Source organism: Corynebacterium sp. (assembly GCF_030532715.1).
Lineage (GTDB): Bacteria > Actinomycetota > Actinomycetes > Mycobacteriales > Mycobacteriaceae > Corynebacterium.
This window is the reverse complement of sequence record NZ_JAUNKO010000002.1, coordinates 125,457-144,872: the sequence shown is the minus strand read 5'-3', so window position 1 is coordinate 144,872 and position 19,416 is coordinate 125,457. Positions and strand designations below refer to the sequence as shown.

The following is a 19,416-nucleotide window of genomic DNA, read 5'->3' as shown; positions in this document are numbered from 1 at the left end:
ACCCCCTTACGGATTCCGCGTGCACACACATCCCCCCCCATAACGTTGCTGAAGAACTGGAGTACTTGAATGTCGAACTCAGATACCGCCGTAATTATTTTGGCGGCTGGCGCCGGGACGCGCATGAAGTCCGCGCTGCCGAAGATGCTGCATAGCGTGGTCGGGCGCACCATGTTAGGTCACGCATTGCACGCCGCGGCTGGGGTGCAGCCTGCGCATCTGATCGCGGTGGTGGGCCACGGCCGCGACCAGGTGATTCCCGCGATCGAGGCGGAGGACCTGTCCGCCGCGGGAGTAACCAAGGTGGGCATTGCGGTGCAGGAAGAGCAGCATGGCACGGGCCATGCGGTGGCGTGCGGTTTAGAGCAGATTCCGGCGGATTTTGCGGGCACGGTGCTGGTGACCACTTCGGATATTCCCATGTTGAATGCGTCCACTTTGGAGGCATTACTCGCGGAGCACGATACGAAGCCGCGCGCCGCAGTGACGGTACTTACGGCGGGCGTCGAAAATCCGTCCGGCTATGGGCGCATCGTACGTAACGCCGACGGCGAGGTATTGCGCATCGTTGAGGAAAAGGACGCGACCGACCAAGAGCGCGCCATCACCGAAATTAACTCCGGCGTATACGCGTTCGACGCGGAGCTGTTGCGCCATGCGGTGACACAATTGGACACGGATAACGCCCAGGGCGAGTTTTACCTCACGGACGTTGTTGGCATCGCGCGCGACCACGACCGCAGCGTACGCGGACATAAGCTTGACGACGCCGCGCTCGTCGCCGGCGTGAACGACCGCGTGCAGCTCGCCATGCTCAACGCCGAAATGAATCGGCGGATCTGCGAGGAGCACATGCGGAACGGGGCGACGATCGTGGACCCGAAGTCCACGTTTATTGACGTGCAGGTGAGTATCGGCAGGGACGTCACCATTCACCCCGGTACCCAATTGCAGGGCGCGACCGTAATTGGCGATAATTGCGAGATCGGCCCAGACAGCACCTTGACGGATGTCACGGTCGCGGAGCACGCCCGAGTGATCCGCACCCACGCAATCGAATCGGTGATCGGTAAGAACGCCGAGGTTGGCCCGTTTACCTATATCCGCCCAGGCACAACTGTGGGCGAACACGGCAAGCTTGGCGGCTTCGTCGAGGCGAAGAATGCCACGATTGGGTACGGCTCAAAAGTCCCCCACCTCACCTATGTGGGGGATGCAACGATTGGGGAGCATTCCAACATCGGCGCATCGTCCGTTTTCGTCAACTACGACGGTGTTCATAAGCATCACACAACCATTGGCAGTCATGTTCGAACTGGTTCAGACACGATGTTTATTGCGCCAGTGACAGTCGGTGATGGTGCATACTCCGGAGCGGGTACAGTAATCAGGGAAGATGTTCCCCCCGGAGCGCTCGTTGTCTCCGGAGGACAACAGCGCAACATTGAAGGCTGGGTCCAGCGCAAGCGCCCCGGAACTCCAGCCGCCGAAGCAGCAGCCCGTGCCCTGGGTGCAGCGGAGGCAACGAACACGGAAGGTTAGAGCAGACCGAACATGACTGCCAACTGGATTGATAACCAAAAGAACCTCATGCTGTTTTCGGGTCGCGCACACCCCGAACTCGGCGAGGCGGTAGCCCAAGAACTTGGTATTGACCTCACCCCCATGACCGCTCGGGACTTCGCCAACGGGGAAATCTTCGTTCGCTTCGAAGAATCCGTACGTGGTTGCGATGCATTCGTGCTCCAATCGCACACCCAGCCATTGAACAAATGGTTGGTTGAACAATTGCTCATGATTGACGCCTTGAAGCGCGGTTCCGCCAAGCGCATCACCGCGATCTTGCCGTTCTACCCGTACGCCCGTCAGGATAAGAAGCACCGCGGCCGTGAGCCAATCTCCGCTCGCCTGGTTGCGGACATGCTCTACACGGCTGGCGCAGACCGTATCGTTTCCGTGGATCTGCACACCGATCAGATTCAGGGCTTTTTCGACGGTCCGGTGGACCACATGCACGCCATGCCGATCCTCACCGACTACATCAAGTCCAAGTACGAACTGGACAATATTTGCGTGGTTTCCCCCGATGCCGGCCGCGTCAAAGTCGCCGAAAAGTGGGCAAACACGCTTGGCGACGCCCCGCTCGCCTTCGTGCACAAGACCCGCAGCGTCGACGTGGCCAACGAGATCGTTGCCAATCGCGTCGTGGGCGATGTTTCCGGACGTACCTGCGTGCTTCTCGATGACATGATCGACACCGGCGGCACCATCGCCGGCGCCGTCGGCGTACTTCGAGATGCCGGCGCAACCGACGTCATCATCGCCTGCACCCATGGTGTGTTCTCTGGGCCAGCCCGCGAACGCCTGTCCGGCTGCGGCGCACGCGAAGTGATCACCACGAATACCCTGCCGCAATCCACCGAGGGTTGGGAAAACCTGACGGTACTTTCCATTGCGCCGCTATTGGCCAAGACCATCCACGAAATCTTCGCCAATGGTTCGGTCACTGACCTGTTCGAAGGCCAGGCGTAACGCCTGAACGCCCTCGCTGAACTTCCTCCCCCGCTTGGGGTTGTGTTAGTATTTTCGAAGTCTCGGCGAGGGCCAAACGGGCCGTTATCGACGCGATTGTTTTCTTCACCTGCGAAGACTCGACCAAGACCATCGAGTTCTGCCGCAGGTTTTTCTGTGGCTACTCCAAAGTTTGTTGCTTATACCACTGATCAAAGGAGAACACCGCATGTCTGATGCGCTGAAGCTTTCCGCCACCCGCCGTACCGAACTGGGCAAAGGCCCGTCCCGCCGCGCGCGCCGCGCCGGCCTCGTGCCCGCCGTGATCTACGGCAAGGGCTTCGACCCCGAGCACGTTACCGTCGACCGCTTGGAATTCACCGCTATCGTGCGCCGAAACGGCCTGAACGCCGTGATCAACTTGGACATTGAGGGCACCAAGCAGCTCGCCATGATTAAGAGCGTGGACCAGAACGTCCTCACCCTCGAGATCGACCACGCTGACTTGCTTGCCATCCACCGTGGCGAAAAGGTCGAGGTTGAGGTTCCGGTCGTCTACACCGGCGAGTCCGCCCCCGGCACCATGGTTATCCAAGACACCGACACCATCCGCGTGGAAGCCGACGTGCTCAGCATCCCCGAGGAAATCTCCGTGTCCGTGGAAGGCCTCGAGGTCGGTTCCCAGATCACCGCCGCCGACGTCCCGCTGCCCGAAGATGTCACCCTCGTCGATGATGCCGAACTGCTGCTCATCAACGTGGTCTACCCCGAAACTGCCGACGAGCCGGTAGAATCTGAAGAGACTGCGGAAGGCACCGAAGAAGCCTCCGAGTCTTAAATCTCTCTCCTCGCCTCCCCTTGGCCGCACACCACTAACGCGACCAAGGGGAGGTCTTTTGCCTTCACAGCGTCCCGATACGCCGTGGCAATCCCCCACCGGGCCCTTTCCGTGGCGGGCTAAGAGCGTTGTGGGACAATATCCTGCGTGACTGAAGCAGATGCAACGAATTCGCCGTTTTTGGTGGTGGGCCTTGGCAATCCAGGGCCACGATACGAAACTACTCGTCATAATGTGGGCCACATGGTGCTTGATGAGCTAGCTGAACGCACCACCCCGATGCCGTCTGCGTTTTCCACCCATAAAAAATCGAACACGGACACGATTGAAACTCGGTGGGGCGACACAAAGGTGATCCTGGCCAAGCCTCGGAGCTTTATGAATACTTCCGGTGGCCCGATCAAAGCGCTGGCGAAGTTTTTTCACGTCCCGGCTGATCGGATCGTGGTGGTCCACGACGAGTTGGATTTGGATTTCGGGACGGTGCGGCTCAAGTTCGGTGGCGGCGAAAACGGGCACAATGGTCTGAAATCAACGTCATCGGCCTTAGGTACACGCGATTACGTGCGCGTGCGCATCGGCGTGGGTCGCCCGCCGGGCCGCCAAGACCCTGCGGATTATGTACTGCGCCCGTTCTCCCACCAGGAGGCGGCAGATTTGGGTGCGATTTGCGCCCAGGCCGCGGATGGCATCGAATTGCTGGTCAGCCGCGGTTTGGCGTACGCGCAAAACGAAATTCACTCGCGCTAGGTTCGATACCACCACACACTTGTCACCATTTGCGCGCTTTGTTGAGGGCTTTGGCTAAGGCTTTGTCGTCGAGTTTCAAGGCCCCACTTTTACGCAGTCGGTGAAGTACCACGGGGCAGGTTTTGCAGCGTTTTTTGGAGCGGCAACATTTTTTCTTACCGCCTTGCTCGGCTCGTTTCCGCAACTTCACCATGTTCATGAGCAAAGCCTAACCTGACACTTTTGTACGTGTCGAATCGCGGCACTAAAGGTACCCTCACCCGGGCAAAAACTAGTCAGTTTGCAGGATGTAGACTAAGCTGTCTGCCATGACGAATCTTTGGGACCTCGCCTCCACCCTCCGCACCAAACACCGCTATGTGGATCTCACCCACGCATTCCACGCCGGACAACCCCGTTTCCACCTCCTCCCCGACGAAGAACGCACCACACTATTCACTGTGGAGCAACATGGCTTCGCCATCACGAAGTACAGCTTTGTGGGCCAGTGGGGCACCCATGTCGACCCACCCGTGCATTTCGTGGCCGGCGCGCGCACGCTCGACGATATCGGCGTCGAGCAAATGATCTTGCCGCTCGTAGTGCTGGATTACTCCGCTGAAGCTGCCGCGGACGCGGATTTCACGCCGTCGATAGGCGACATTGAAGCGTGGGAAGCCAGCCACGAACGAATCCCCGAAGGCGCATTTGTGGCATTGCGCACCGACTGGTCTGAACGCTGGCCGAACCCAGCAGCAATGGCCAACCAAGACGCGGACGGCGTGGCGCACTACCCCGGGTGGAACGTTGAAGTGGTGGAATGGCTGATCACGCAGCGCAACATTACCGCTATCGGGCACGAAACCACCGACACGGATCAGGGGTTCGTCGTCTCTGACGGCGCACTGCCCACCGAACTGTTGTTGCTGCAGCACGACCGGTGGCAGATCGAACTTTTAACTAACCTGCGGGAGGTGCCTGCCACGGGAGCCCTCATCGTTGCCACCTGGCCGAAACCTCAGGCCGGCACTGGTTTCCCAGCACGCGCCTTTGCTATCCTGCCGGAAGACTCCCACCCGCCACACTAATCAGGGAAATCCCCGATGCCCGTGTACCGGGCGAGTATTACACTGCTCGGTATGGCGCGTCGGCTTGTGCATACGTTTCCCAGCGTACTTGCAGTCCTTGGCGGTTTGTTGTTCCTCCTAGCGCCGCCCGCCGCCGCTCTTGATTACAAATCCATGTACGAGCGTATCGGGGCACATGGCGTCGCAATTATCGAATTCACAGACGAGGGTATCGTCGGCGAACACTATTTCGGCACCGACGGGGACGGTGCGCAGATCAACCGAGACACCCTCACCCCCTGGGGCTCCATTTCCGCATCGGTGACCGCAGCCACCACCCTGCAACTCGCCAGCGACGGCCTCCTTGACTTGTCCGCCCCGATTAGCACATACCTCCCGCAGCTTCGGGGCAGCGCATTGGATCAGAACCGCACAACCGTGCTGGACCTGATCCACCACACCTCCGGTCTTCCCGCAAACCTGGAAACTGGTGAGCATTCCACCGCCGGGGTGGTGGCCGCGGCCGCCAAGCTCACCGAACTACCCCACGCTGGCACGCACAGCTATTCGAATGTTGGTTATTCGTTACTACAGGCGATTATTCAGGAGATTAGCGCCGCCCCCATCGATGCCACAATCAACAATACAGTCAGCACCGTTAGCGGCACGGGCCCACTGATTGCAGACACCAAATCCTTCCGCAAACGCGTCCCCCACGGCTACCAACCGCTCTTTCACACCAGTATCCCAGTGACGGTGGACCCTTGGGAAAGCGCCATCGGCGCCGCGTTTGTCGCCGGCTCCAACGAGCAATTGGCCACCTACGCCGCGTGGCAGTTGCGCCAGCATCGCGCTCACCTGTCCCCCGGCGATCTACCGCGAACCAAGGTCTCGGATGTGTTGTCCTACGGGGCGGGGTTGTATTACGAAACCATGCAACGCCGCCGCGGAAAGGAAATCGAGTTTGTTTTCCATACGGGCAGCACTTGGGGTTATAGTTCGTACCTCGGGTTTACGCCTGAGGATAATCGCGGTTTGCTCATTCTCACCAACGAGTTCGGCTTACGCACCCAGTACGACCAACAACGCCGCAGCAATATTCGCACGTTTATTCATGACTACTTCCATTTCGCGCACGTCGATCCCCCGTCGATGTTCCCCACCGACATCGTGGTACTCGCCGTCGAGGCCCTCATAGCGGCCGCATTAGCCGCGGCAATTGTGCGCAGCTGCCTGAAGTGGCGCCACCCCAATCCGCCTGCCGACGCCCGCGCCGCGTTCCGCCGCACCACAATTCCACTCTTGCTGGGCACCGGTGCCGCACTGGCAGTCTATTATGGCCTCCCCTTAGCCACCTCCTATGAGGGCTATCAACTCCACATTGGAGCACCCGATATTTCCGCCCTGTTTTGGGCAATCTTAGTGGAAATTCACGTCCTCACTGGCGTGGTTGTGCTACGGGAAATCACTTGGGCGCGGGCGACCCAACCCGGGACTCTGCCGCAGGCAAGGCTGGGCACAGGGCAGCGTCGACGCGAGACGTAATTGCGCCGACGCCGCTCGGCCACGGTTACAGCTCGCCCAGTTCTTTGCGCTGCGGAATCACCGTCGGCCGAGCACCGGCCATTTCCTCCACGATGCGGATGACCTGATTGGAGTACCCGAACTCGTTGTCATACCACACGTAAAGCACGAGGTGCTTGCCTTGGGCAATGGTTGCCAAACCGTCGACAATGCCGGCGCGGGTGGTGCCCACGAAGTCGGTGGAAACTACCTCTGGCGAATGGATGTAATCGATCTGCTGCCGCAACACGGAGTTCAGCGACACTTCACGCAGGTAAGCGTTGACCTCATCCCGTGTTACTTCCTTTTCTAGGGTGAGGTTCAACACCGCCATGGACACATCCGGGGTGGGTACGCGGATCGCGTTGCCCGTAAGCTTGCCTTCAAACTCTGGCAACGCCTTCGACACTGCTTTCGCCGCGCCGGTTTCGGTGAGCACCATGTTCAGCGTGGCCGCTCGGCCGCGGCGTTGCCCCTTGTGGAAATTGTCAATGAGGTTCTGGTCATTGGTGAAGGAGTGCACGGTTTCCACGTGCCCAAATTCCACGCCCCACCGATCGTTGATTGCCTTCAACACCGGCGTGATGGCATTGGTGGTGCACGAGGCTGCGCTTAAGATTTGGTCACTATCCTCAATCACCCCGTGGTTGATCCCGTACACAATGTTCTTGAGGTCGCCCTTGCCCGGTGCGGTCAGCAGCACCCTGGCCACGCCCTTGGATTTCAGGTGTTGTTCCAGCCCTGCGCGATCCCGCCAACGGCCGGTGTTGTCTACCACGATGGCGTCATTGATGCCGTATGCGGTGTAATCCACGGTGGCCGGGTCGGAAGAGTAAATCACCTGGATGGGCGTGCCATTGGCCCAAATGATGTCGTTGTCGCGGTCGACGCTAATGGTGCCGCGGAACGCGCCGTGAACGGAATCGCGGCGCAGCAGCGAGGCGCGTTTCACAATATCGTCGTCGCCGTTTTTCCGCACCACTACGGCACGCAGGCGGCAGCCAGTATCCACAGACTGGTGTTCGATAAGAATGCGGGCGAGCAAACGTCCGATACGGCCGAAACCATAGAGCACCACATCCGTGCGTTTCGTTTCGCTCGCCGTGCCGATCACCGAGGCCAGCTCACGCTCCAAAAACGCCCGCAGCTCACCGCCTTCTTCGTCGAAGCGCGCGGCAAGCTGCCCCAAGTCGATCGATGCCGTACCCAACTCCATCTGGACCAATTCCTGCAGGATGGGCAGGGTTTTAGACAGCGGCAGTTCTTGGTCCGTGATGCGGCGGGCGTAACGGTGGGACTTGATCACATCAATGTCGGTGCAGTTCACCAGCAAGCGACCGTACACGGAGGTGACCACGTTGTTGTGCCGGTGCAGCTTGCCAATCAGCGGGAGCATTTGTTCGGCAAGCGCGATCCGCTCGTTCCAATCATTGGTTACCGGGGTAGTCATGGGTGTGGTTTCCTCCGTATAAGAATGGGTGGTTCCGGGCCGCGCATTGACGGCCCACAGATAAAGCTACCCACCAGACGTTGGTTTCGCTGGAGTTTCCCACCCCCGACAGGATTCCCACCACATTCGCCGGAAGCGGCAGTATAAACACCAAAAGAACCCACCCAGCCGGGGGTAAATTAGCGTTGCGTGGGTTGTGACTTCCATTCCCGCATCAACCGCTCCACGATTACCGCCGCCGGCGCCTGCACCAGGCTTTCGACGCCCGTCCCAGCCCACGCCGCTACATACTCCGGCGCCGCCTTCCGCAACGGTCCCATCATCGAATTCACGTGCGGATACACGGCGGGGGCGTCCGGGTGCTCCACCATAAAGTTGGTTGCCACCCCGCGCGCAACCCGGCCGGAAAACGCGCGGGTCGTTGCGGTTGCCTGGGCACTTCGAAGCAACTCACGCTGCATGAGGCCGGTACCGGCCTCATCCGCAAGCAGAAACGCCGTCCCGCACGCGATGGCGCGCACCCCAGGCAAGCGCAACGGTGCACAGTCCGTGATCCCGCCCGCGGCCACCAATGGCACCTCTGGCATCTGCGCGATTAACTCCGGTAACGGCAGATCAGAAGGTGTTTCCGCAACGTTGAACGTGGCGCGATGCCCGCCCGCCTCGGGCCCCTGCACCACTAGGACGTCCACCCCACGGCGCACTGCTTCCGCAGCCTCCGCCGCCGTGGTTACACTGCCCCACACCTCCCCGCCCGCCTCATGCGCGCGCCGAATCTCCGCCGCATCCGGCAGCCCAAACGTGGTGGACAGCACCGCCGGCCCCCACCCTTGTGTCATGGCGCGGCAGACAAGATCGAACTTCTCCTGCCAACCATCGGTGGAATCAACTGTGTGAAAGTCTCCTGGCTGCACCCCAGCGCGCGCGAACTCATCGGCGAGCCTTGACGCGTACGCTGAAACCTCCCGCAGATCCGCAGGTGCCGGCTGCGGCGCAAACAAATTCACCCCGTAGGGCTGGCGCGTGGCACGCATGTCCCGCTCCAGCTCCGCCACGGTCAGATACCCCGCGGCGAGGAAACCAAACCCGCCCGCAGCCGCAACCGCGTTCACCAGCGCTGGGGTCGAAGGCCCACCAGCCATCGGCGCAACAATTAGTGGAACATCCAGCCCATCGACGACGCTCATTCCACGTGTATACCAAAAAATCGCACATAGGCATCGCCGGTACCGCGTTCGTGCCCGCGCAGCCTCGTCGCCTATTGTTAGAGGGATTGTCATGGAAGGAAGCTGATGTCCACTCTTGCTGCTGAGGCGAATCGTCGCCGTACCTTTGCTGTGATTGCGCACCCAGATGCTGGTAAGTCGACGCTCACGGAAGCGTTGGCACTGCATGCGCACGTGATTGCGGAGGCCGGCGCCGTGCACGGTAAGGCGGGCCGTAAAGCTACGGTGTCGGACTGGATGGAGATGGAAAAGGACCGCGGTATTTCCATCGCATCATCCGCGCTTCAGTTCGAGTACGCACCGGAAGGGCATACGGGCGAACCGTTCATGATTAACTTGGTGGATACCCCCGGCCACGCGGACTTTTCGGAGGATACCTACCGCGTGCTCACTGCCGTGGACGCCGCCGTCATGCTTATCGACGGCGCGAAAGGTTTGGAGCCGCAGACGCTGAAGCTCTTTCGGGTGTGTAAGGCGCGTGGGTTGCCGATTATCACGGTGGTCAATAAGTGGGACCGCCCCGGCAAAGCACCGTTAGAACTTGTGGACGAGATCGTGCAGGAAATTGGGTTGCAGCCCACCCCGCTGTTTTGGCCGGTCGGTGAGGCCGGGGATTTCCGCGGCTTGGCCCGACTGGACGCCAACGGCGAGGCAGCCGAGTACATCCATTTCATCCGCACCGCTGGCGGTTCCACCATCGCCCCGGAAGAGCACTACACCCCCGATGAGGCGCTCACCAAGGAGGATGGCGCTTGGGAAACCGCCGTAGAGGAGGCGGAACTTTTGGCCGCCGATGGCGCATTACACGATCAGGACCTGTTTTTGGAATGCACCACCTCGCCGCTGATTTTCGCCTCCGCGATGCTGAATTTTGGTGTGCACCAGATTTTGGACACCCTGTGCGCCCTTGCCCCGGCGCCCGCCGCACGTGAAGGTGATGCTGCGGTGGTCGCGGCGTCGACAAGCGCCATTGATTCAGTACGCACCCCGGCGGACGAGTTTTCGGGCGTGGTGTTTAAAGTGCAGGCCGGCATGGACAAAAACCATCGCGATTCGCTGGCCTTTATGCGCATCGTGTCGGGGGAATTCGACCGTGGCATGCAGGTCACCCACGCCCAATCCGGACGTACGTTCTCCACAAAATACGCGCTGACGGTGTTCGGCCGCACACGCTCCACGGTGGAAACCGCCTACCCCGGCGACATCGTAGGCCTCGTCAACGCGGGTTCGCTGGCGCCCGGCGACACCATCTACGCGGGCAAAAAAATCCAGTATGCACCGATGCCGCAATTCGCCCCAGAGCATTTCCGCACACTGCGCGCGAAAAGCCTGGGCAAATACAAGCAATTCCGCAAGGCGCTGGAACAGCTCGCGGCGGAAGGCGTCGTACAAATACTGAAAAACGACGCCCGTGGCGACGCCGCACCCGTCATGGCCGCCGTCGGCCCCATGCAGTTTGAGGTCATGATGGCCCGCATGGAAAACGAATACAACGTCGAAACTATAAGCGAACCGGTGCCGTATTCCGTGGCGCGTCGCACCACCAGCGCCACCGCTGCCGAACTGGCAAAACAGCGCGGCGTGGAAATTTTCACCCGCACCGATGGCGAACTTATCGCGCTGTTCGGAGACAAGTGGCGCCTCCAATTCATCGAAAAGGAACACCCCGAGTTCGAACTGGAGCCGCTGGTAGCGGACTAGAGCCTACTGTCCAACCACCGCCCCAAGTCTTCGAATACCTCATCGCGGTTGGTTTCGTTAAAGATTTCGTGCCGGGCACCAGGGTAAATGTGGGTGACTACGTCGAGCCCGCGACGTCGATACGCGGCGGCGACTTCGTTCACAGCGTTCATGCCGCCCACGGGGTCCAACTCCCCCGACGCAATGTACAGCGGCACAGCGTGCGGAAGATCGAACATGTGCTCAGTGTTTTTCACGCCGGCGATGAAATCTGCGAAAAACCGGTTCGTCGCGGTATAACCGCAATCTGGATCCGCCATGTACGCGTCAACCTCGGCGGTATCGCGACTCAACCAATCGAAATCAGTGCGCCCCTCAAACCCCTTGTTAAAGCCGGTAAACATCAACGTTTGCAAAAGCTTGCCGGGTTCTTTCGGGGACTTCAAACTCAACAAATTAGCCAAGTTCAGGCCCACCTGGCCGGCGAGCCCAGACCACGTACCAGTACCTATGATCGCTGCACCCCGCAGCTCTTCCCCGTGGTGAAAAACGTATTCGCGCGTAAGGAAGCTGCCCATGGAATGCCCCACCAAAAACTGCGGCACACCTGGGTAATCTCCGGCCGCCTGCTGGCCCACCACAGCAATATCGTCGAGCACCGCCGCCCAACCGTTCTCGTCTGCGAAATAGCCGCGCGGCACCCCCGAGGTATTGCCATGCCCGCGATGGTCGTGGGCGTACACGGCGTACCCACGGCTGTTGAGGTACGCGGCTAGCGACTGGTACCTGCGCCCGTGCTCCACCATGCCGTGCGCAATGCGCACCACGCCACGCGGCTGCTCGACGGGCCACCGGTACACGCAGAGTTGCACCTCGCCGTTAGGGATGTGGATTGTCTCCATGGGTCCTCCTACTATCGAATTTGCCACCAGCCTACCTATGCTCGCCGCCCGCGCCACCAGCATCGGCATGGTCAGCGACAGCACACATGCGCACTGCGAGCTCGCCGCAGCCTGCGCCGACTGGCCGCACCATGGCCCGAAAACTCAGCGTTTTGCTATTTTTGGGGCATGTTCGACGCGCGCACCACAATCCACGCAAAACACCCCGGCAACCTGGGCCTTTTAACAACCTGGGGGTTACCGCACACCATCGTTACCGCCGGCTGCGGCACGCCTATCGCCGCGCTTATTACGGAAGGCAACCTGGCGGAACTCTACCCAAAGTTCCTCCAGGATTTTCATACCACCGGCCTGTGGCCAATACTGACCAACGATGTGGAACGCCCCTGGCTAAGCAGAGAATTTCTCCTTGGCCCGCTGGCGCCGACGCCGCCACCATTCGCGGGTCGCTTTCGGGCCAGACCCGATGCCCACGTCCACGAGGTATTGTTGTGTCCCGGACTAGCCCCGCCCACGGCACTGGTGTTGGTACCCACGCAACGCCCAGCGGACGTACCCGCCGCCCTCGGCTGGTTAGGTTCCGGCGGCCTGACCGGCAACGATATCGCCGGATGCTTGCGCAGCTGGGAAGACCGCTACGGAGCAATTCTCATGACCATTGGCCACGACAACCTTGAACTTTTAGTAACCTCACCGCCGCAAACCCCGGCGCAAGTGCGCGAACTCGCCGAAGAAATCGCACTGGTGTGCCCTGGGATCATCAACCCGAGCGCGGAGGCACTCGCCCCTGGCAGCGATGGGATGGAACTGCTCCAAGGGCTCATCGAAGACTCCGATACCTGGTACTTCTGGTGGGACTAATCCCAGCCAGATCCCAACCATGGCACGCCCCAATCTCGCGCGCACGAAACAATGTATTTCCGCGTACTTTCGTTGGCTACGGTAACCGTCAAATCACACACAACAAAACCAACGACAGAAACTTCCATTTACGCAATCTCGTCTGCGAGATGAATGCAGACACTCCGCCATCCTTGGGATTGCAACAAGCATCGCTGTGTAATATCGCTGCAAATTAAGCGCGCAGGCAAATGTAAACGTTGGGCACGCTCACTCGCCTCCGATGATCTTGCCACTAAAAGCGCAAGTAAATTGCGGCCTAAGAATCCGCTCAACCTCCGCTTACCGCACGAAAACTCAAGGTAGTGGCCATAATACGGGTGTTTCTATGCCCACATGACACCGGCAGCAAAGGAATGGTGTTTGTGCGTTCGGATTAGAAAATTGGCATATTTTCCGGCGCTCGCGCAGAGCGTATCGCATTGTGAGCTGGGGATAGGGTGAGCCAACGCGAAGAATTAACACCGGTAAGTTGCGCCATATTCATTATGTTTCCGAGTAGTATGGATAACTGTGCAGCATTCAAATCCAACGAACATCACAGAAGTAGCCCAAGATGGTCTCATTGCCCAGGCGGGCATGGATCACGCTTTTATGCAGATGCTTGGGCAGCGGCGAAGCGCCGACTTCGATGCTGACGGCGCCGCGACTGGGGTACCGGAGGCCACTCACCGGGTCCGCTATTTTGGTACCGGCCCGGAGCTTATTTTGCCCGCCAAGCAGATCGCTACGGTGCGAGATGGCACGTGGATGTGGCTGGATCCGGAGGCCGAGGAGTTCGGCGAAGAATTCGGTATTCCGGAGTTTACTAGCGCGCAGCCAGACTCATTGTTGGTGGAGCGGGCTGCACGCACCCTTCACAATAATGCGCCGCTGGTGCGGGCTCCAAGGGCGGATCATTCCACCGATATTTTGATCCTGTTGGGCGAGCTACCGGTTCCGGAAGCCCAACAGAGTATCCGTGCCGCTATTCCCATGCTGACACCCGATCAGGATGTCCGACGCGCCCTGGTTGGATTTGCTGCGATGCGCGGGCTACCCATTTCCATTACGGAATGGGACGCGGAGATTGCGGGCGTAAAGATGGTGCTGCGCGACGGGTTGCTGATTGATGTGGTCTCGGAAATCAGCATTGATGATATCCGCGCCGACGCTATCTTTTTGTCTGCGGAAAACCAGCTCCGGGCGCATTCGCTTTTCCCGGAATGCCAAGGAGAGTTGAAGCCTGACGGCAATTCCGCAATCCTGCGGGCCGCGAATGACACCACATTGATGGTGCAGGCAATCCCGATTGCTGTGATGACGGAGTCGGAGTGGACGTGGGCGTGGGCGGACCCGATCAGCGGGAATAATCCGGCCAGCCAGCGGCTGCGGGATTTTGGCGCGCGGCATGGTATTCCCGCATTAGTGCAGCCGCGGCTGCCTATCACTACGGCATGGCAGTTGAACCTGCCGGAGGTGTGCAAACCGATTCTCGGGTCATGGGTGCACATCGTGGTGCCCTACGGTCCGAACAAGTGGGCAATGATCTTGGTGTCGGCGCCGCCCCTGGAGTTACCGCCGCCGACGAAGGCAAGCATTGAGGGGGTGTTGCGCACCAAGATTGATCCGGTGTTGGATCGCACTCGGTGTGCCACGGCGTACGCTTCGGCGCGGGGTTTGCATCACACCACGAATGATTTCAAAGTTATTTTCCACACCCCCGATGCTGACGTGGAGTGGAGCCGGTACTAGACTGGGGAGCACGTTCTCAGGGCGGGGTGAAATTCCCCACCGGCGGTAATGTCGCTTCGTTCATGTCGAATGAGGTGGCGAGCCCGCGAGCGCCACCTGCGGTTTGCCGTGGTGGGTCTAGCAGATTGTGGTGAGATTCCACAGCCGACGGTCACAGTCCGGATGAAAGAGAACTGCTGGCCGTGCCTGCGTCATGTTTGTCGCGCGTATGTCCAGCTAGTTTGCAGCCCCGAGGATTCTTCTGTCCGTTTCTTCCTCTTCAAGGAGATTCCCCAGTGAATCCTTTCACCCAATTACTTGACGCCACATTGCTGATCGGCGGGGTGCCGATCCTATGGCGCGAAATCATCGGAAATTTGTTCGGCTTGGCGTCTGCCGTTGGGGGCATGCGGCGCGTGGTGTGGGCATGGCCAGTTGGCATCATCGGCAACTTATTGCTGTTTACGGTGTTCCTCGGCGGGGTATTCCACACTCCCCAGAATTTGGATTTGTATGGCCAAGCCGGCCGCCAGGTCATGTTTTTGATTGTGAGCTGCTATGGCTGGGTGACGTGGGCCGCCGCTCAGCGTCGGGGCGTTCGGGAACCGTCGGATACGGATCCGTCGCGCTCGATTATTAGCGAGCCGCAGGAGGATTTGGCTGCGGTGCAGCCGCGTTGGGCAACCACCCGGGAGCGTATTGGCATGGTGTTGTTTGCGGTTGCGTGCACAGCGTTGTGCGCGTGGTTGTTTGCGGCGCTTGGTTCGTGGGGCCCGCTTGCAGACGCCTGGATTTTCACCGGTTCCATCCTCGCCACCTATGGTATGGCCCGCGGCTGGACGGAGTTTTGGCTGGTGTGGATCGGCGTCGATATCGTCGGTGTTCCGCTTCTGCTTTCGGCTGGCTACTACCCTTCCGCAATGCTGTATCTCATCTACGGCGCATTTGTGGTGTGGGGCTTTACGGTGTGGCTGCGGGTGCAGCGCCAACAACCGCGTGTCGACGCCGCGTCCCACCAACCCACCGCAGTGGGTTAACCGCCCAGTAATTCCCTAAAGTACGTCGCGTCAACCTCCGCATAGGTTGCGGGGTGAAATGCGGCGTCGCGGGTTTTATCGACGAGTACCGCCCGCACCCCTTCCGCAAAGTTGGGGTCGCGGCGCAGTACGTTACCCACCACAAATTCATTGTCGAGCCCTTTGCGCACCGTGGGGGCGTGAAGGTTCGCGGCAAACAATTCTACGGCGGCAACCACGGATGTGGGGTTGGCGTCTTTCATAAGTTCCCGCACCTTGGCAACGAATTCTTTATTCTCACACACATGAAGCGCGCGGTCGATTTCGTCCCAAGTTTTGAATCCGAAACAGGCTTCAATTTCCTCAATATAGCCCGCGAGTTCGGATTCACCGTCGACTTCGGTGGTGTAGCGTTCCAACGCCTCATCGAGGGATTCCGCCACCGCCATATCAATAAAGTCCTGCACATCGGAGCTTTCAATGTAATCGGTGGCCATGCCGGACCATATCATGTCCGCTGGGCTGAGCCTCCAACCGGTCACCCCGAGGAAGGTTGCTAACGCCGGGCTCGGCCGCCCGAGGGCCGTGACCATGCGTTGCATCATCCAGCTAATGCCCACATCGGGAATGAACCCGATGACCATTTCCGGCATGGCGGCAAACGCGCGCTCCGTGACCACGCGGTGAGAGCCATGGAGGGATACGCCCAGCCCGCCGCCCATTGCCACGCCGTCAATCACCGCAACGTAGGGCTTCGGAAAGTTTGCGATGTCATTGTTCATTTCGTATTCGGCGTTAAAAAACTGATCGCCCGAATCGTGATTGCCGCTCGCGGCTTCCTCCCGAACAATGCGCACATCCCCGCCGGCACAAAACGCGCGGTCACTGGCGGAATACACGATCACGCGGTGAACCGATTCATCATCGATCCACCGGTCGAGGGCCACGGTAATGATATCCACCATTTCGCGGTCCAGTGAGTTCAAAGCCCGCGGTCGGTTCAGCTCCAACATGCCGGTGGAATTTCGAACAAACGCATTGACAACGTTGTCAGTTGGTCGATTACTCATGGGCCCAGTGTCCCACAACACACCGAAGCCCGCTAGCGGGTATACCTCACATCTACGTTCGGCTACCCCCTTGCGGGCGGGCTAACTCCACAACTGAAGCGTTACTTCTTTTTGGTTTTCTTGTCCTTGTTCGATTTATCTTTCGACTTATCTTTGGACTTCGACTTCGCTTTCGCCTTGTCCCGCTCAGAAGGCTTCACCAAATGCTCTGCCACATCCGGCACGTAGCGGAAATCCGAACGCGGCGGGCGTTCATAGTCATGCGTGGACTTCGGCCGCTGCGGAATCTCGGGCAACGGACGGTCGATTTTCTCATACGGAATCGTGGACAGCAGGTGGCTGATCACGTTCACCCGAGAGCGTTTCTTATCCTCGGATTCCACCGTGTACCACGGCGACGACGGAATATCCGTGTGGATAAACATTTCATCCTTGGCGCGGGAGTAGTCCTCCCACCGGGTGATGGACTGCAAGTCCATGGGAGAAAGTTTCCACCGCCGCAATGGATCCTCAAGACGGGAATGAAACCGCCGCACCTGCTCCTCGTCGGACACGGAGAACCAGTATTTGCGCAGTAGAATGCCGTCTTCTACGAGTAACCGCTCAAAGATCGGCGCCTGGTGCAAAAATCGCCGGTATTCCTGCGAAGTGCAAAAGCCCATCACGCGTTCCACACCGGCACGGTTGTACCAGGAGCGATCAAAAATCACGATCTCACCAGCTGTGGGGAGTTTCTCCACGTAACGCTGAAAATACCACTGCCCACGTTCCCGGGATGTTGGCGCCGGCAACGCCTCGATACGGCAGGTGCGCGGATTGAGGTATTGGGTGATCCGTTTGATTGCGGATCCTTTGCCCGCCGCGTCGCGGCCCTCCATCACGATGACAATGCGGGCACCGGTCTCCACTACCCACTGCTGCATTTCCACCAGCTCCGCTTGCAAGCGCTTAAGCTCGGCTTCGTACGCAGTCTTCGAAAGCTTCGGCAGCTTATGAGAGTCCTTGTTACTCATGGGTCCAAGCCTACTATTCTTGCCAACTCACTCGACGCGGAATTCCGCCATACGATCCCACTCCACCTTGCCGGGGATCAGCGTATTAATAATCGTCGGGGTTTCCACCAACAGCTTCGGCATGTCAATGCAGGCCTGCTGGAAATGCTCGGAGCTCACGTGCGCCTCCGCGGCATCATCCTGGAAGCCCTCCACCAACACAAACACGTCGTCTTCGTCGGTGGAACGGTACCACTCAAAGAACAGGCAGCCGGGCTCCGCGCGGGTGGCTTCCGTAAATTCGGCGACCTGGGAGCGGAACGATTCCACGTACTCGGGCCGGACATGAAATTTCACGTTAATCAGAATCATGGGTCACAGCCTACCCAAGTTCCGGCGACGCACCAGCGGCTGCCCACCCGCCCGGTGCGCTCAGGATTCGCGGAGGGCTTGGCTCACGCGGTGTCGAAACTCAGTGTGACAACCCGGCAGATGCAGCCCAAGCGGTCGGAGCGCCTCCGCATCCCACGCAAGGTTATACAGCAAGCGGGCGGTGTAATTGGTCACCAAGCCACGGTCCAGCAAAAACGTTACGCACGCACCGTAGCTTTCCTGCCATTGCTGCACGGATTGCAGCTCGGCAAAAAATGCGTCACGCACCTCTTGGAGCGTGTCCGCCACGTCGCATGCCTGTGTGATTCGGTGGCGGTGGGCGAGGTTACGGTCGGTCACCACCACCCCGCCAAGTTGCGCGCCCACAAATTGCTGCACGGAAGCGTTCAGCCCCGTCAGCGCCGCACTGTGGGAGGTTTCGGTGGTCCACCGCGGCATGCTTCCGCCGACTCGCGCCGCCTGCCGGAAGCGGTTGACAATGCCAAGGCGGGACACGCTGGACGGTACCGCAAGGCACAGAAACCCCACCATGTAGCCGGCCTCGGCGAAGCGTTGTGCCTCCCCCAGCACGGTCGCCGGGTTAGCGAATGTATTTTCAATAATGACGTTGCAGCGCCGGTGGCGCGCACTCTCGATGATGCGGTTGCACCAGTCACCCACCGGACCATTCGTGAGGACGTCGAAACGCAGCGGCGCGGCTTCCGCGATGTCGAGAATCGCGGGGTGCAACTGCCGCACAACGTCGGAGTCCACCACCACGGCCCCACCGAGCGCGCGCCGATAATGCTCTACGAGCATACTTTTTCCAGACCCCGGTTGCCCGCCGATAAACACGACGCTAGGATGCGACACCCGAGGTTGATTGTGCACAAAGTATCGAATGAGCGTTTCCCCGATGTGGGCCATATCCGCCTCACTTACGGGGAAATCCGCCGCGGTGAGGTCGCTAGCGGGCTTCGCCACCGCCCAATCCCCCGATCGACGTGAGTTCATCGTTTGCTCGACGCGCCACGGCAATCAACCCCTCTACGTCCGCCAAGTCCACGCCGCGTTGCACCCGCTCAAGGTGCTCGAGCCGCGCCTGGCAGTGTTGCTGCGCGCTTGGGCTTGCAGCGTGCAGGAGCCTCCGCAAATACGCCGCTTTGAGCGTTGCAAGCGCGTCGTGCATCGCGTCGTAGGCAGCGTAGGCGTCGATCCCCGGCGACACCAACTCAAGGGCATCTAACGCCTCACTTGGGCAAGTCTTCTGCAATGTTTGGGGCATACTATTCCTCCCCGTAGCTTGAGGTTAACGTTGAACAACTACTGCTTGCACTATCTCCGGCATAGTACCGCGCCCCGACACCGGTTTCCACCCCGCTCACGG

Annotated in this window: 19 protein-coding genes and 1 riboswitch; of the genes, 11 read left to right on the top strand and 8 right to left on the bottom strand. The window is 59.7% G+C overall.

The features are described from left to right. Positions 1-69: 69 nt before the first annotated feature. From glmU to Q4D83_RS03735, 6 genes are all read left to right on the top strand, one after another. Positions 70-1,542 carry a bifunctional UDP-N-acetylglucosamine diphosphorylase/glucosamine-1-phosphate N-acetyltransferase GlmU gene (glmU, locus tag Q4D83_RS03760; RefSeq protein ID WP_303173117.1) on the top strand — a complete coding sequence of 491 codons (1,473 nt, stop codon included), beginning with the start codon at positions 70-72 and terminating at the stop codon, positions 1,540-1,542. Positions 1,543-1,554: 12 nt separating this feature from the next. Then, positions 1,555-2,532, top strand: coding sequence for a ribose-phosphate diphosphokinase (locus Q4D83_RS03755; RefSeq protein ID WP_303173115.1), 978 nt, complete (start codon positions 1,555-1,557; stop codon positions 2,530-2,532). Positions 2,533-2,740: 208 nt separating this feature from the next. Beyond that, positions 2,741-3,349 (top strand): 50S ribosomal protein L25/general stress protein Ctc, encoded by a 609-nt coding sequence (locus Q4D83_RS03750; RefSeq protein ID WP_303173113.1) that lies wholly within the window; start codon positions 2,741-2,743, stop codon positions 3,347-3,349. Between the two features lie 147 nt (positions 3,350-3,496). Continuing rightward, positions 3,497-4,099, top strand: a complete 603-nt coding sequence (gene pth / locus Q4D83_RS03745) for an aminoacyl-tRNA hydrolase (RefSeq protein WP_303173111.1) — start codon at positions 3,497-3,499, stop codon at positions 4,097-4,099. 308 nt (positions 4,100-4,407) lie between these two features. After that, the gene (locus tag Q4D83_RS03740) at positions 4,408-5,166 is read left to right on the top strand and encodes a cyclase family protein (RefSeq protein WP_303173109.1); all 759 of its coding nucleotides are present in this window, start codon (positions 4,408-4,410) and stop codon (positions 5,164-5,166) included. Positions 5,167-5,217: 51 nt separating this feature from the next. Continuing rightward, entirely contained in the window at positions 5,218-6,690 is a 1,473-nt protein-coding gene (locus Q4D83_RS03735; RefSeq protein WP_303173108.1) for a serine hydrolase, read from the top strand. Between the two features lie 25 nt (positions 6,691-6,715). Here Q4D83_RS03735 and Q4D83_RS03730 read toward each other — a convergent pair whose 3' ends face one another. Both Q4D83_RS03730 and Q4D83_RS03725 read right to left on the bottom strand, forming a co-directional pair. Continuing rightward, the gene (locus Q4D83_RS03730; RefSeq protein WP_303173107.1) at positions 6,716-8,158 is read right to left on the bottom strand and encodes a glyceraldehyde-3-phosphate dehydrogenase; all 1,443 of its coding nucleotides are present in this window, start codon (positions 8,156-8,158) and stop codon (positions 6,716-6,718) included. Between the two features lie 179 nt (positions 8,159-8,337). Then, positions 8,338-9,345 (bottom strand): nitronate monooxygenase, encoded by a 1,008-nt coding sequence (locus tag Q4D83_RS03725; protein WP_303173105.1) that lies wholly within the window; start codon positions 9,343-9,345, stop codon positions 8,338-8,340. A gap of 105 nt (positions 9,346-9,450) precedes the next feature. Here Q4D83_RS03725 and Q4D83_RS03720 point away from each other — a divergent pair, with 105 nt between their 5' ends. Continuing rightward, a complete protein-coding gene (locus tag Q4D83_RS03720; protein WP_303173104.1) occupies positions 9,451-11,085 on the top strand; it encodes a peptide chain release factor 3 in 1,635 nt (544 codons plus the stop codon). On the opposite strand, the gene Q4D83_RS03715 is transcribed toward Q4D83_RS03720, so the two are convergent. After that, positions 11,082-11,966 (bottom strand): alpha/beta fold hydrolase, encoded by an 885-nt coding sequence (locus Q4D83_RS03715; protein WP_303173102.1) that lies wholly within the window; start codon positions 11,964-11,966, stop codon positions 11,082-11,084. The genes Q4D83_RS03720 and Q4D83_RS03715 overlap by 4 nt on opposite strands. Between Q4D83_RS03715 and Q4D83_RS03710 the strand changes: the two genes are divergently transcribed. From Q4D83_RS03710 to Q4D83_RS03695, 4 genes are all read left to right on the top strand, one after another. After that, positions 11,965-12,192 (top strand): hypothetical protein, encoded by a 228-nt coding sequence (locus Q4D83_RS03710; protein ID WP_303173100.1) that lies wholly within the window; start codon positions 11,965-11,967, stop codon positions 12,190-12,192. The two genes, Q4D83_RS03715 and Q4D83_RS03710, sit on opposite strands and share 2 nt — an antisense overlap. Beyond that, entirely contained in the window at positions 12,135-12,827 is a 693-nt protein-coding gene (locus Q4D83_RS03705; RefSeq protein WP_303173099.1) for a DUF4253 domain-containing protein, read from the top strand. Before Q4D83_RS03710 ends, Q4D83_RS03705 begins: the two co-directional genes overlap by 58 nt. A gap of 552 nt (positions 12,828-13,379) precedes the next feature. After that, on the top strand, positions 13,380-14,600 hold the full coding sequence (locus tag Q4D83_RS03700) for a DUF6882 domain-containing protein (protein WP_303173098.1): 1,221 nt from the start codon (positions 13,380-13,382) through the stop codon (positions 14,598-14,600). An 8-nt stretch (positions 14,601-14,608) separates the two neighbouring features. After that, a riboswitch (FMN riboswitch) is annotated at positions 14,609-14,778 on the top strand. A 97-nt stretch (positions 14,779-14,875) separates the two neighbouring features. Further along, positions 14,876-15,616, top strand: a complete 741-nt coding sequence (locus tag Q4D83_RS03695; RefSeq protein ID WP_303173097.1) for a nicotinamide riboside transporter PnuC — start codon at positions 14,876-14,878, stop codon at positions 15,614-15,616. Here the strand turns inward: Q4D83_RS03695 and Q4D83_RS03690 are convergent. The 5 genes from Q4D83_RS03690 to Q4D83_RS03670 form a co-directional block, all read right to left on the bottom strand. Further along, positions 15,613-16,665 carry an enoyl-CoA hydratase/isomerase family protein gene (locus Q4D83_RS03690; RefSeq protein ID WP_303173096.1) on the bottom strand — a complete coding sequence of 351 codons (1,053 nt, stop codon included), beginning with the start codon at positions 16,663-16,665 and terminating at the stop codon, positions 15,613-15,615. The two genes, Q4D83_RS03695 and Q4D83_RS03690, sit on opposite strands and share 4 nt — an antisense overlap. A gap of 101 nt (positions 16,666-16,766) precedes the next feature. Next, the gene (ppk2, locus tag Q4D83_RS03685) at positions 16,767-17,678 is read right to left on the bottom strand and encodes a polyphosphate kinase 2 (RefSeq protein ID WP_303173095.1); all 912 of its coding nucleotides are present in this window, start codon (positions 17,676-17,678) and stop codon (positions 16,767-16,769) included. A gap of 27 nt (positions 17,679-17,705) precedes the next feature. Continuing rightward, the gene (locus Q4D83_RS03680; protein WP_303173093.1) at positions 17,706-18,029 is read right to left on the bottom strand and encodes a putative quinol monooxygenase; all 324 of its coding nucleotides are present in this window, start codon (positions 18,027-18,029) and stop codon (positions 17,706-17,708) included. Positions 18,030-18,089: 60 nt separating this feature from the next. Continuing rightward, entirely contained in the window at positions 18,090-19,043 is a 954-nt protein-coding gene (locus tag Q4D83_RS03675) for a zeta toxin family protein (RefSeq protein WP_303173091.1), read from the bottom strand. Continuing rightward, entirely contained in the window at positions 18,997-19,314 is a 318-nt protein-coding gene (locus tag Q4D83_RS03670) for a hypothetical protein (protein WP_303173089.1), read from the bottom strand. Before Q4D83_RS03670 ends, Q4D83_RS03675 begins: the two co-directional genes overlap by 47 nt. Positions 19,315-19,416: the final 102 nt, after the last annotated feature.

What these genes read in the sequence shown, in the direction of transcription:
- Q4D83_RS03735 (WP_303173108.1), top strand. Translation starts at nt 5,218, where the DNA reads ATGGCGCGTCGGCTTGTGCATACGTTTCCCAGCGTACTTGCAGTCCTT.
- Q4D83_RS03675 (WP_303173091.1), bottom strand. Translation starts at nt 19,043, where the DNA reads ATGAACTCACGTCGATCGGGGGATTGGGCGGTGGCGAAGCCCGCTAGC.
- Q4D83_RS03705 (WP_303173099.1), top strand. Translation starts at nt 12,135, where the DNA reads ATGTTCGACGCGCGCACCACAATCCACGCAAAACACCCCGGCAACCTG.
- Q4D83_RS03680 (WP_303173093.1), bottom strand. Translation starts at nt 18,029, where the DNA reads ATGATTCTGATTAACGTGAAATTTCATGTCCGGCCCGAGTACGTGGAA.
- Q4D83_RS03715 (WP_303173102.1), bottom strand. Translation starts at nt 11,966, where the DNA reads ATGGAGACAATCCACATCCCTAACGGCGAGGTGCAACTCTGCGTGTAC.
- Q4D83_RS03720 (WP_303173104.1), top strand. Translation starts at nt 9,451, where the DNA reads ATGTCCACTCTTGCTGCTGAGGCGAATCGTCGCCGTACCTTTGCTGTG.
- Q4D83_RS03690 (WP_303173096.1), bottom strand. Translation starts at nt 16,665, where the DNA reads ATGAGTAATCGACCAACTGACAACGTTGTCAATGCGTTTGTTCGAAAT.
- Q4D83_RS03730 (WP_303173107.1), bottom strand. Translation starts at nt 8,158, where the DNA reads ATGACTACCCCGGTAACCAATGATTGGAACGAGCGGATCGCGCTTGCC.
- Q4D83_RS03670 (WP_303173089.1), bottom strand. Translation starts at nt 19,314, where the DNA reads ATGCCCCAAACATTGCAGAAGACTTGCCCAAGTGAGGCGTTAGATGCC.
- Q4D83_RS03750 (WP_303173113.1), top strand. Translation starts at nt 2,741, where the DNA reads ATGTCTGATGCGCTGAAGCTTTCCGCCACCCGCCGTACCGAACTGGGC.
- Q4D83_RS03710 (WP_303173100.1), top strand. Translation starts at nt 11,965, where the DNA reads ATGGGTCCTCCTACTATCGAATTTGCCACCAGCCTACCTATGCTCGCC.
- ppk2 (WP_303173095.1), bottom strand. Translation starts at nt 17,678, where the DNA reads ATGAGTAACAAGGACTCTCATAAGCTGCCGAAGCTTTCGAAGACTGCG.
- Q4D83_RS03725 (WP_303173105.1), bottom strand. Translation starts at nt 9,345, where the DNA reads ATGAGCGTCGTCGATGGGCTGGATGTTCCACTAATTGTTGCGCCGATG.
- glmU (WP_303173117.1), top strand. Translation starts at nt 70, where the DNA reads ATGTCGAACTCAGATACCGCCGTAATTATTTTGGCGGCTGGCGCCGGG.
- Q4D83_RS03755 (WP_303173115.1), top strand. Translation starts at nt 1,555, where the DNA reads ATGACTGCCAACTGGATTGATAACCAAAAGAACCTCATGCTGTTTTCG.
- Q4D83_RS03740 (WP_303173109.1), top strand. Translation starts at nt 4,408, where the DNA reads ATGACGAATCTTTGGGACCTCGCCTCCACCCTCCGCACCAAACACCGC.